Origin of the sequence: Bacillus cytotoxicus NVH 391-98 (genome assembly GCF_000017425.1) — a bacterium.
GTDB classification, from domain to species: Bacteria; Bacillota; Bacilli; order Bacillales; family Bacillaceae_G; genus Bacillus_A; species Bacillus_A cytotoxicus.
In genome coordinates, this window is the sequence record NC_009674.1 from 243145 (window position 1) to 255000 (window position 11856).

Consider the following 11856-nt stretch of genomic DNA (forward strand, 5'->3'; position numbering starts at 1 on the left):
GCTTTTCTATTATTTGTGGAAGTTTCATTTTATTTCAAATAGAACTACCTATTTTTATAAAAAGTGCTAAAATAGAAAAATGAAAACAATTGGTTAGGGTGATTTCATTGACGAAAATTAAATTAGGTTTATTATATGGTGGGAAATCAGCAGAGCATCAAGTTTCATTACAAACAGCTCTAGCTGCTATTAAAGCATTAAATCAAGAAAAATTCGAGATTCATCCAATTTATATTACAGAGCAAGGCCAATGGATGCGTGGGGAACGCATTGAAGGCGAAGTAACAAGTGTGCAAGCTTTACAAATGAGTGGAGAAGCGAATGCCATTTCTCCGGTATCACTAAGTACAGAAATTATCCCTGCACCTGCTTCTAAGCAAGAGGAAGCAATTGATGTTATTTTCCCATTGCTACACGGGCCAAACGGTGAAGATGGAACGGTACAAGGACTATTAGAATTAATGAATATACCATATGTTGGGAATGGTGTGTTAGCATCAGCTGCTGGTATGGATAAAGTTGTGATGAAAAATATTTTTGCAGAGGCTGGATTAAACCAGGCAAAATATACATCTTTCGTTCGCAGTGTATGGGAGAAAAATCGTGAAGAAGCTTATGAAAAAGTAGAAGAAGCGCTAGGATATCCATGTTTTGTAAAACCAGCAAACCTTGGATCAAGCGTTGGTATTAATAAATGTAAAGATCGTGAAGAATTAGAGAAAGCATTTGAGGAAGCTTTCCAATTTGACCGTAAAATTATTGTAGAAGAAAATATTATCGGTCGTGAAGTGGAAGTGGGCGTTTTAGGAAATGATGATCCGAAATGTTCTGTTGTAGGTGAAATCGTACCTAAGAAAGAATTCTATGATTATAAATCGAAATATATTGATGGTGATACAGCATTAATTATCCCTGCTGAAATTACAGAAGAAGAAACAGCTACAATTCAACGAGATGCAATTCGTGCATTCCAAGCTTTGGATGGTGCGGGTTTAACAAGAGCTGACTTCTTTTTAACAAAAGATGGCGAAGTTTATATTAATGAAGTAAATACAATGCCAGGATTTACACCATTTAGCATGTTCCCGTTATTATGGCAACATACGGGGTTGTCATATCCAGAGTTAATTGAAGAATTAATTCGTTTAGCAATTGAGCGTCATAAGGAAAAACAAAAAATTAAATATACAATCTAACAAAAAAAGGGGGAAGCACTATTCACAAGAATAGTGCTTCCCCTATATAAGGAGTGTTTCATATGATAAAAAGAACGTTAAAGCAAATCGAGAAAATGGTAAATGGAACAGGCTTAGCAGAGAAATATTTTGATATGACTGCGCAAGGTGTTTCAATTGATACACGGAAAATGGAAAAAGGGAATGTATATGTGCCAATTCAAGGTGAACGTTTTGATGGTCATTCATTTGTAGAGAAAGCAATAGAGAGCGGTGCTGTAGCTACACTTTGGAAAAGAGATGTACAAAACCCACCTGCGAATATGCCAGTTATCTTTGTGGAAGATACATTGGAAGCATTGCAAATGTTAGCTAAAAACTATCGTGATCAATTGAATGTAAAAGTTGTTGGGGTAACAGGAAGTAATGGTAAGACATCTACAAAAGATATTGTGACGAGTCTTCTTGCAACTAAATTTAAAGTCCAAAAAACAGAAGGTAATTTTAACAATCATATCGGCCTACCTCTTACGATTTTAAATTTGGAAGAGGATACAGAAATTGCTGTTTTAGAAATGGGAATGTCTAGTAGAGGAGAAATTGAATTTTTATCTAAGTTAGCTCGTCCGAATGCAGCGATTATTACAAACATTGGCGAAGCTCATTTGATGGATTTAGGTTCTCGAGATGCAATTGCAGAAGCGAAGCTTGAGATTGTTACCGGATTACAAGAAGGTGGAGTATTTGTATATAACGGGGATGAGCCTTTATTAACAAATCGCGTACCGAAGATGGATTTAGCGGTAGAGACGATTACATTTGGAGATGCTAGAGCGAATGATTATTATCCAACTTCTGTGACATTACAAGCAACTGGGACGCATTTTACAATGAACCGAGATGAAAATGTATTGTTCTATTTGCCTGTTCTTGGGAAGCATAATGTATATAATGCACTTGCATCGATGGCAATTGCGAAATACTTTGGGGTGACATGGGAAGAAATGAAACAAGGTCTAGTGACGCTCCAAATGACAGGAATGCGTATGGAAGTTGTAAAAACAAATAGCGGATTAACAATTATTAATGATGCGTACAATGCAAGTCCAACTGCAATGGAAGCTGCTTTTCATTTGATGAATGGTTTAGATGGGTTTGCTAAAAAGATTGTTGTTCTGGGTGATATGTTAGAACTTGGAGATCAAGAAGTACAATTTCATTATGAGGTAGGTAAGCTCATTGATCCTGCACGAATTTCTTATGTATTCACATATGGTAGATTAGGAGCTCAAATTGCTGAAGGAGCAAAAATTAATTTCCCAAATGAACGTGTGAAGGCGTATGACAATAAGGAAGAATTAGTGAAAAATCTAAAAGATATTGTAGATATGGAAGATGTCGTGTTGGTGAAAGCATCTCGCGGGATGAAAATGGAAGAAATCATTACAATGTTGAAATAATTGGGGTATATAAATAGGAATGTTCATCACGAAAATAGCAGAAACTTATAATAAGCGCTTACAGTGAAAGTTGAAAAGAGAAAGTGAAGAAAAAAGCCCTATATTATGAAATAAGGTAACAGTTGGGGTTTGCTTTTTACACATACAAAACTTATAATTGATAAAGTGTAATAACGTTTAGAAGTATTTTCGTGACGAATATACGCCCGTTTATATACGTGAGCATTCAGGAAAAGGGCTTTTCCGCAAACACGGAAAAAGCCTTTTTTTAAATGATAAGTACTAGGATAAGAAAAGGAGAAGTAACATTGACAACATTTCGAGAATTAGGATTAAGCGATTCTTTACTGCAATCTGTTGAAAAAATGGGCTTTGAAGAGGCTACACCAATTCAAGCTGAAACAATTCCACATGCATTGCAAGGTAAAGACATTATTGGGCAAGCGCAAACAGGTACAGGAAAAACAGCTGCATTCGGATTACCACTATTAGAAAAAGTGGACACAAATAAAGAAATGGTTCAAGGAATTGTGATCGCGCCAACACGTGAATTAGCAATTCAAGTAGGTGAAGAACTTTATAAAATTGGTCAACATAAGCGCGTTCGTATTTTACCAATCTATGGTGGCCAAGATATTAACCGTCAAATTCGTGCACTAAAAAAACGTCCACACATTATTGTTGGTACGCCAGGACGTATTTTAGATCATATCAATCGTAAAACACTTCGTTTGCAAAATGTAGAAACGGTTGTTCTTGATGAAGCGGATGAAATGCTAAACATGGGCTTTATTGAAGATATTGAAGCGATTTTAACAGATGTGCCAGAAACGCATCAAACGCTATTATTCTCAGCGACAATGCCAGAGCCGATTCGTCGCATTGCGGAGCGTTTCATGACTGAGCCTCAGCACATTAAAGTAAAAGCAAAAGAAGTAACAATGCCAAATATCCAGCAGTTCTATTTAGAAGTACAAGAAAAGAAAAAATTTGACGTATTAACACGTTTATTAGATATTCAATCTCCAGAACTTGCAATCGTATTCGGTCGTACAAAGCGCCGTGTTGATGAATTATCAGAAGCACTAAACTTACGCGGTTATGCAGCGGAAGGGATTCATGGTGATTTAACACAAGCGAAACGCATGTCCGTACTTCGTAAATTCAAAGAAGGTTCTATTGAAGTTCTTGTTGCAACGGATGTAGCAGCACGTGGTCTTGATATTTCAGGTGTAACGCACGTATACAACTTTGACATTCCACAAGATCCAGAATCATACGTTCACCGTATTGGCCGTACGGGACGTGCTGGTAAAACGGGTCTTGCGATGTTATTTGTAACACCGCGTGAAATGGGACAATTGAAAAATATCGAGCGTACAACAAAGCGTAAAATGGATCGCATGAAAGCACCAACGCTGGATGAAGCATTAGAAGGGCAACAACGTCTAATTGCGGAAAAACTACAAAGTGCAATTGAAAATGACAATTTATCATACTACAAGCGTATTGCAGAAGAAATGTTAGAAGAAAATGATTCTGTAGCGGTTGTAGCAGCTGCTTTAAAAATGATGACAAAAGAGCCGGATACAACGCCAATCTCTTTAACATCAGAACCGCCTGTAATTTCACGTGGTTCTAAGAAACGAAGCGGCGGATATCGTGATGGTAACCGCAACCGTAGTCGTGACCGTGATGGCCGTAATCGCGATCGTAATCGCAGCCGTGGTCGTAAAGGTGAAGGTCGCTCTGGCTCTTCAAATGGACGTGGTGAAAGAAAGCATCATAGCCGTAAGCCACAAGCTTAATAAAAAAAGGATGATTTTTGAATCATCCTTTTTTTGTGCATATATGATACTAAAAAGAGAAGATGCAGCATAGTGAGAGCCCTTCCATTCTATAAGTTCTACATTAACGCGTGTTTTGTAAAAAAGGTGCCAAAATACCACCGATTAAGAGACCGGTTAAATGGCTGATAGGATTAGAAGAAGAATGAAAGAAAGTAAAGAGGAGAAGGATAAATAGAATTGAAAAAAATAACATGAGTTCCTTTCCGTTTGCATCGCGATAGTGGCTGTAAAAAATGAAAAGTTGTGCGCCGAGTAGACCAAATATGCTACCGGATGCCCCAGTATGGATATATGTAATGGACATAATGAGGTAAGAGAGAATATTACCGCTAATACCAGCGGTAAAAAAAATAATAGAAAAAGCGATGCTACCTAAGTATTTTTCAATTGAAAGGCCGAGAATAAGTAAACAAATCATATTTGAAAGAAAATGCTGAAAGTCGACGTGAAGAAAAAGGGAAGTTATAAATCGCCACCATTCTCCATTAGATATGTATTCATTGTAGGCGGCTAAAGTAGAGAAGAAAAAATGTCCCAATAGCATCATAAACACTTGTAAGAAGAGTAAAGAGAAGGTGACGGGTTGTGAGCTGATTCGTATATATGGCAATATCCTTGGCATTTTATAATCCCACCTTTTGCATCGGAAAGATTCTCTGTTATTCTTACAATATGAATGAAGAGAGAGAAATAGAAGAAGGGGATTGTTAGAATGATTCTAGGTATTGGGATAGACATTATTGAGTTAAATCGAATTGAAAAGATGATAAATGGAAAACTGAACTTTATAGAAAGGATTTTGACTGAAACAGAACGCGACGTTGCTGCTAAGTTAAAGGGGAAGCGTCTTGTAGAATTTGTAGCTGGAAGATTTGCAGCAAAAGAGGCGTATTCTAAAGCTGTTGGAACGGGTATTGGAAAAGAAGTGAGTTTTTTAGATATTGAAATAAAAAATGATCAAAAAGGGAAACCAGTACTTTTTACAAATACGGAATATATTGTCCATCTATCCATTAGTCATAGTAGAGAATTCGCAGTTGCTCAAGTTGTTTTAGAAAGCCCGTCATGCTAGTCTGCATATTTTGAAGCTTTGTCTCATATATTTGAGGTAGCGATAGGGAAGAAATATCTTCCATTTATTTATGGGGCAAAGGGGCTGAAATGATGAAAAGGCAGCTATTTTTAGTGATTGTCGGTTTATTGACCGTTTTTGTGCTAGCGGGTTGTATGGAGAAGAAACAGGAAGATGTTGTGCGGGATTTAGAAGCGAAAGTGAAAGGGATGAAGAGCTACCAGGCTGAAGCAACATTGTCTATTAAGACGGGAAATGAGCCGCAAGAGTACAAAGTAGAAGTTTGGCACAAAGAGCCTGCTTATTACCGTGTGAATTTGAAAAATGCGAAGAAAGATCAAAGTCAAATTATTTTAAGAAATAATGAAGGTGTGTTTGTGTTAACACCATCTCTTAATAAAAGTTTTCGCTTCCAAAGCGATTGGCCACAAAATAGCAGTCAAGCTTATTTATATGAGTCGCTTGTAAGGGACATCTTAAAGGATAAGAAGAATCTCTCGTTTAAAAAGACCGATAAATACTATGTATTTAAGACAAAAACGAATTATCATCATCAAAACATGTTACCACAGCAGGAAATAAAATTGAATAAGAGTGATTTAGCACCTGTTTCAGTAAAACTAATGGATAACGATCAAAATGTTCTTGTGAAAGTCGACTTCTCAAAGGTGAAATTTGATGCAAAATTTGATAAAGGTGCTTTTGATATGAAACAAAATATGTCAAGAGCACAAATGGATGTACAAACAACTGTGAAAGAAGATAAGTCATTTGCTATTTTATATCCGCGCGATACCCCGCAAGGTGTTGTTTTAAAAGAAGAGAAAGAGTTAAAGACAGACAGTGGCAAGCGTGCGATTCTCACATACACTGGAGAGAAGAAATCTTTTACTTTAATACAAGAAAAGGCAAAAGCTGCGGAGGCTTCGTCGCCAATTCGTGTAAGTGGAGAGTTAGTTGACCTAGGCTTTACAATTGGCGCATTAACAAAGGACTCCTTAACATGGTCTCATAACGGAGTGGAATATATGCTTGTGTCTAAAGGTTTAAAACAAGAAGAGTTGTTAATGGTTGCTCGTTCTGTTACAGAAAAGCAGGTGAAATGACCTTTTTTAGACGTGGTGATATATACACCACGTTTTTTCTTACTTCAAGGAATGGATTTCGTGAAAAGTTGCATATAAAAGAATAAGCTTCGTATATCTTATATAAGGAAGTGTTTTTTTATGGAAGAATTATCGTTTTACCGTGATACGTGGGTTGAAGTAGACTTGGATGCAATTTATAACAATGTTACGCGCATTAAAGAATTAATCCGAGATGATGTAGAGATTTTTGCTGTAGTAAAAGGGAATGCATATGGACATGGCTATGTACCAGTAGCCAAAACAGCATTAGAGGCCGGAGCGACAAGATTAGCAGTTGCGTTTTTAGATGAAGCTTTGATCCTTCGGCGTGCAGGTATTACAGCACCTATTTTAGTATTAGGTCCCTCAGCGCCACGCGATGTAAATGTAGCTGCGGAACATGATGTTACATTAACTGTGTTTCAAAAAGAATGGGTGGAAGAAGCGATAAAACTTTGGAATAGTCCAGTTTCAATGAAATTTCATCTTAACTTTGATAGTGGTATGGGGAGAATTGGGATTCGTGAGCGCGGGGAATTAGAAGGATTTTTAAGAAGTTTAGAAAATGCTCCATTTCTAGAGTTTGAAGGAGTTTATACACATTTTGCAACAGCGGACGAAGTAGAGACATCGTACTTTGATAAACAATACAATACATTTTTAGAGCAACTGAGTTGGTTGGAAAAACTTGGAGTCAGTCCGAGGCTTGTTCATGCAGCGAATAGTGCAGCTACTTTGAGATTCCATGGAATTACATTTAATGCTGTTCGGATCGGAATTGCAATGTATGGGGTAACACCATCTATAGAAATAAGCCCTTTTTTACCAATACAATTAGAAGCGGCCCTTTCTCTTCATTCAACTGTTGCACATATTAAGCAAGTTATGAAAGGAGATGGGGTTAGCTATGGTGTTACGTATCAGACGAGGACGGAGGAGTGGATTGCTACCATACCGATTGGTTATGCGGATGGCTGGCTTAGAAGATTACAAGGATTTAAAGTGCTTGTAAATGGAAAACGAGTTCCGATTGTAGGTAGAGTTACAATGGACCAATTGATGTTGCGTCTTCCTTATAAAGTTTCTCTTGGTACAAAAGTCACACTTATTGGCAAACAAGGGAGTGAATATATTCACGCAGCAGAAGTTGCGGAGTACACAAGTACGATTAATTACGAGATTATAACAACGACTAGTTTTCGTGTACCGCGTATATTCATTCGAAATGGGAAAGTAGTAGAAGTAATCAACTATTTGAATGATATATAAAAGAAGTATTTAAGATTAGCTCGTAGGCATAAAGGTATTATATGATGTTGAAATTAGAAAAGGAAAAATAAAAGAGAATGAATGTTTTGTTTGTGAATTGGAAAACATAAGCAAGGAATAAGGAAGTCTTTGCAACAGGCTCCATACAATGGTATTATTACAATAGGTGTCATATATATTTGAGTGTGTAGTTGACGGTGGAGGTGTATTTTTGTGTCCGAATCAAGTGTAACTACTGAAATCGTGGTTCGGTTGCCAAAGCAAGTGGTGACGGAATTGGACGGGATTGGAAAACAAGAGAATAAGAATCGCCATGAACTAATTTGCCAGGCAACACAACTGTTATTGCGTCAACATAAGACGAAAAAACGCTACCAACATGAATCAATGCGACGTGGGTACATTGAAATGGGAAAAATTAATCTTGGTATTGCATCTGAAGCTTTCTTAGCAGAGTATGAAGCAGCTCATACAGTAGAACGCTTAGTAAGCGGGGGGTAATATTTTGATTGTAAAACGCGGCGACGTGTATTTTGCAGACCTTTCCCCAGTTGTTGGTTCTGAGCAAGGAGGCGTTCGTCCGGTTCTTGTCATTCAAAATGACATCGGAAATCGTTTTAGTCCGACTGTGATTGTAGCAGCGATTACTGCACAGATTCAGAAAGCAAAATTGCCCACGCATGTGGAGATTGATGCGAAGAAGTACGGATTTGAGAGGGATTCTGTGATCTTGCTCGAGCAGATTCGAACAATTGATAAGCAACGCTTAACGGACAAAATCACACATTTAGATGAAGTGATGATGATTCGTGTAGATGAGGCTTTACAAATTAGTTTAGGACTAATAGATTTTTAAATCGGCAGTTTAAGTTGCTCTTTGTAGGGGCAACTTTTTTTATTAGAGGAGGTTTCGATTATATATGGAAATGGTAGATAATCGTCAAGTGTTAATGAAAATGTTAGTAAAAGAATTAGGCTTTACTGAAAAACAAATTCGTCATGTGATTCAATTAACAGAAGAGGGTAACACAGTTCCATTTATTGCTCGTTACCGAAAAGAATGGACAGGTTCTTTAGATGAAGTGCAGATTCGTGCAATCTTAGATAGATGGCAGTATGTCATGCAACTCGAAGAGCGAAAAGAAGAAGTGATTCGTCTAATCGAGGAAAAGGGTAAATTGACAGAAGAGTTGCACCAACAGATTATTGCTGCAACAAAATTACAGGAAGTAGAGGATTTATACCGTCCTTATAAAGAAAAGAGAAGAACAAAAGCAACGATCGCAAAGGAAAAAGGGCTAGAGCCGTTAGCAGAATGGTTATTGCTATTTTCAAAAGAGGAACCGCTATTTAAAGCAAAGTCCTTTATAAATACTGAGAAAAAAGTGGACTCGGCAGAGGACGCATTGCAAGGAGCGCAGGATATTATTGCGGAAATGATTTCAGATGACGCTTCCTATCGCACTTGGATTCGAAATGTTACGTTTAAAAAGGGAATGATTTCTTCTTCTGTGAAAGATGAAGAAAAAGATGAAAAGAACATATATGAGATGTATTACGGTTATGAAGAAGCAATCCAAAAAATTGTACCACATCGTGTGCTAGCTATGAATCGTGGTGAAAAAGAAGAGATATTAAAAGTTTCTATTGTGCCGCCTGTAGAAGAAGTGCTTCGTTTTTTACATAAGAAAGTGATTTGTGATGAATCTTCGAAAAGTGCCATGTATGTACAATTAGCGCTTGAAGATGGATATAAACGTTTAATTCAGCCGTCGATTGAAAGGGAAATTCGTAAGGAATTAACAGAAGTAGCAGAAGAGCAAGCGATTCATATTTTTGCTGAGAATTTGCGTAACTTATTATTGCAGCCGCCTATGAAAGGGAAAGTCGTATTGGCGGTAGATCCTGCATATAGAACAGGCTGTAAATTAGCAGTAGTCGATGATACAGGAAAGGTACTGCATATTGATGTCATTTATCCGCATCCGCCTGTGAAAAAGTACGATGATGCAAAACAGAAAGTTCTTTCTATTATAAATCAGTATAAAGTACAAATGATTGCAATTGGAAATGGAACAGCTTCAAGGGAAACAGAAGAATTTATTGTGGATGCCTTGCAAGATGTTAAACAAGATGTATTTTACATGATTGTCAATGAGGCGGGAGCTAGTGTATATTCAGCTTCTGATTTAGCACGTGAAGAATTTCCGGATTTACAAGTTGAGGAGAGAAGTGCGGTTTCAATTGGTCGTCGTTTACAAGATCCGCTTGCTGAATTGGTAAAGATAGATCCAAAATCAGTTGGAGTGGGGCAATATCAACATGATGTATCGCAAAAGAGATTGAACGAATCATTAACATTTGTAGTAGAAACAGCTGTTAACCAAGTTGGGGTAAATGTAAATACAGCTTCGGTGCCACTATTGCAATATGTATCAGGATTATCCAAAACAGTTGCGAAAAATATTGTTGTAAAACGCGAAGAGAATGGAAAATTTACAAATCGTGCAGAACTTAAGAAAATACCGCGACTAGGTGCGAAAACATATGAACAATGTATCGGTTTCTTACGGATACTAGAAGGAGAAAACCCATTAGACCGAACAAGTATTCATCCTGAACAGTATAAGAATGTTGAATTGCTATTAAACAAAATAGGGTTAACAATTCAAGATGTAGGAACACCAGAACTACAAAAACGTTTAGAAGGAGTAGACGTTTCGAAATTATCTTCAGAAACCAATATCGGTGAACCTACTTTAATGGATATTATAGATGCTTTAATTAGCCCTGAACGCGACTTACGTGATGAATTACCGAAACCGTTGCTTAAAAAAGGTATTTTGAAACTAGAAGATTTAAAGCGCGGTATGGAATTAGAAGGGACTGTTCGAAACGTTGTTGATTTCGGTGCTTTTATAGATATTGGTGTGAAGCAAGATGGATTGGTACATATTTCTAAGTTAAGTAAGCAATTTGTAAAGCATCCATTAGATATTGTGTCGGTTGGACAAATTGTAAAGGTATGGGTAGATGATGTGGATATGAAAAAGGGACGTGTAGCTTTATCCATGTTGCCTATCGAGTAAGAAAGAAAAGAGAGCAGAAAAGATTGCTCTCTTTTCTTTATGGTAGTTTGCGTGATAAAAAAATAAGTATTCGTTAGGAACGTGGAAGTGCAGTCGAATTTTGATTTGTGTTGCTATAATAAAACCAGCATTCATTTAAAAGCTTAATTTGATACCGGTTTTTTTCAAAATATGCACGCTGCATTTGTTTTCGAAGCCATGTGGGCACGCGTATCCCTCCTTGTTTTATCCTACTCAAATAAGTAGTTTCTTTGTGTGAAAAGGCATATAGATGTGTTGTGTTAGAAACGCCCTATAAGAGTTTAGGGAAGAGACTTCTATCATTTATCCCGCCATTTTAGGACAGTAAGACTCTCGCCTCAAGATGCAGAGAGAAGCAAGGAAGATAGGTTGGAAGCCCTACTGCCGGTAACAAACAGCCCGGTTGGTGAAAGTTTATAATCAGTAGAGATGAAGAAACCTACTGATTAAAGTTTCACTTTATAGAAGTTCTGCCTTTTGTATGAGGATGGGTATATGTACTATTTAATATATGTATCAAAAGCAAGAAAAGTGTAAATTTATTTTTCATTTGGGAGGAATACAGGTGAATGACAAAGAAATTCAAAGACTTGTAGAAGAAATATCATTACGATATTTTGAAATGCCATTTTTACATAGAGCGACATTTAATATGCGATTACGGACAACAGGCGGGCGATATGTATTAAAAAGTCATAATATAGAACTGAATTATCATTACTACAAATTATACGGGAGAGAAGAATTGATTGGAATCATTAAGCATGAACTATGCCATTATCATTTGCATATT

General features: G+C 37.1%; 12 protein-coding genes (1 of these 12 only partly in view). 10 read left to right on the forward strand and 2 right to left on the reverse strand.

Going from position 1 to position 11856, the window contains the following annotated elements; genetic code table 11:
* Positions 1 to 107 precede the first annotated feature (107 nt).
* From BCER98_RS01335 to BCER98_RS01345, 3 genes are all read left to right on the forward strand, one after another.
* Complete coding sequence (locus BCER98_RS01335) at positions 108 to 1196, forward strand: D-alanine--D-alanine ligase (protein WP_011983359.1); 1089 nt, start codon at positions 108 to 110, stop codon at positions 1194 to 1196.
* Positions 1197 to 1258: 62 nt separating this feature from the next.
* Complete coding sequence (locus BCER98_RS01340; RefSeq protein ID WP_011983360.1) at positions 1259 to 2635, forward strand: UDP-N-acetylmuramoyl-tripeptide--D-alanyl-D-alanine ligase; 1377 nt, start codon at positions 1259 to 1261, stop codon at positions 2633 to 2635.
* A gap of 308 nt (positions 2636 to 2943) precedes the next feature.
* Positions 2944 to 4443, forward strand: coding sequence for a DEAD/DEAH box helicase (locus BCER98_RS01345; RefSeq protein ID WP_041809375.1), 1500 nt, complete (start codon positions 2944 to 2946; stop codon positions 4441 to 4443).
* Positions 4444 to 4546: 103 nt separating this feature from the next.
* Here BCER98_RS01345 and BCER98_RS01350 read toward each other — a convergent pair whose 3' ends face one another.
* Complete coding sequence (locus BCER98_RS01350) at positions 4547 to 5107, reverse strand: rhomboid family intramembrane serine protease (protein ID WP_011983362.1); 561 nt, start codon at positions 5105 to 5107, stop codon at positions 4547 to 4549.
* Positions 5108 to 5197: 90 nt separating this feature from the next.
* Between BCER98_RS01350 and acpS the strand changes: the two genes are divergently transcribed.
* The 6 genes from acpS to BCER98_RS01380 all read left to right on the forward strand — a co-directional run bounded on the left by acpS (position 5198) and on the right by BCER98_RS01380 (position 11042).
* A complete protein-coding gene (gene acpS, locus BCER98_RS01355; RefSeq protein WP_011983363.1) occupies positions 5198 to 5557 on the forward strand; it encodes a holo-ACP synthase in 360 nt (119 codons plus the stop codon).
* A 155-nt stretch (positions 5558 to 5712) separates the two neighbouring features.
* A complete protein-coding gene (locus tag BCER98_RS01360; RefSeq protein WP_041810183.1) occupies positions 5713 to 6663 on the forward strand; it encodes a LolA family protein in 951 nt (316 codons plus the stop codon).
* 120 nt (positions 6664 to 6783) lie between these two features.
* Positions 6784 to 7953: an alanine racemase gene (gene alr, locus BCER98_RS01365; RefSeq protein WP_011983365.1), complete on the forward strand. Its 1170-nt coding sequence runs from the start codon at positions 6784 to 6786 to the stop codon at positions 7951 to 7953.
* A gap of 213 nt (positions 7954 to 8166) precedes the next feature.
* Positions 8167 to 8454, forward strand: a complete 288-nt coding sequence (locus BCER98_RS01370) for an antitoxin EndoAI (protein ID WP_000004571.1) — start codon at positions 8167 to 8169, stop codon at positions 8452 to 8454.
* A 4-nt stretch (positions 8455 to 8458) separates the two neighbouring features.
* Positions 8459 to 8809 carry a type II toxin-antitoxin system endoribonuclease NdoA gene (ndoA, locus tag BCER98_RS01375; protein ID WP_000635963.1) on the forward strand — a complete coding sequence of 117 codons (351 nt, stop codon included), beginning with the start codon at positions 8459 to 8461 and terminating at the stop codon, positions 8807 to 8809.
* Between the two features lie 64 nt (positions 8810 to 8873).
* Entirely contained in the window at positions 8874 to 11042 is a 2169-nt protein-coding gene (locus BCER98_RS01380; RefSeq protein WP_011983366.1) for a Tex family protein, read from the forward strand.
* Positions 11043 to 11115: 73 nt separating this feature from the next.
* Here BCER98_RS01380 and cmpA read toward each other — a convergent pair whose 3' ends face one another.
* Positions 11116 to 11250: a cortex morphogenetic protein CmpA gene (cmpA, locus tag BCER98_RS21570; RefSeq protein ID WP_087097560.1), complete on the reverse strand. Its 135-nt coding sequence runs from the start codon at positions 11248 to 11250 to the stop codon at positions 11116 to 11118.
* Positions 11251 to 11628: 378 nt separating this feature from the next.
* Between cmpA and BCER98_RS01385 the strand changes: the two genes are divergently transcribed.
* Positions 11629 to 11856 carry the 5' portion of a SprT family protein gene (locus BCER98_RS01385; RefSeq protein WP_011983367.1) on the forward strand. 237 nt of this gene lie beyond the right edge of the window, so the window shows 228 of its 465 coding nt (coding positions 1-228); it begins with the start codon at positions 11629 to 11631; the stop codon falls past the right edge of the window.

Excerpts from the sequence above, each read along its gene's own strand:
- BCER98_RS01340 (WP_011983360.1), top strand. The coding sequence starts at position 1,259 with ATGATAAAAAGAACGTTAAAGCAAATCGAGAAAATGGTAAATGGAACA.
- BCER98_RS01350 (WP_011983362.1), bottom strand. The coding sequence starts at position 5,107 with ATGCCAAGGATATTGCCATATATACGAATCAGCTCACAACCCGTCACC.
- acpS (WP_011983363.1), top strand. The coding sequence starts at position 5,198 with ATGATTCTAGGTATTGGGATAGACATTATTGAGTTAAATCGAATTGAA.
- BCER98_RS01360 (WP_041810183.1), top strand. The coding sequence starts at position 5,713 with ATGGAGAAGAAACAGGAAGATGTTGTGCGGGATTTAGAAGCGAAAGTG.
- alr (WP_011983365.1), top strand. The coding sequence starts at position 6,784 with ATGGAAGAATTATCGTTTTACCGTGATACGTGGGTTGAAGTAGACTTG.
- BCER98_RS01380 (WP_011983366.1), top strand. The coding sequence starts at position 8,874 with ATGGAAATGGTAGATAATCGTCAAGTGTTAATGAAAATGTTAGTAAAA.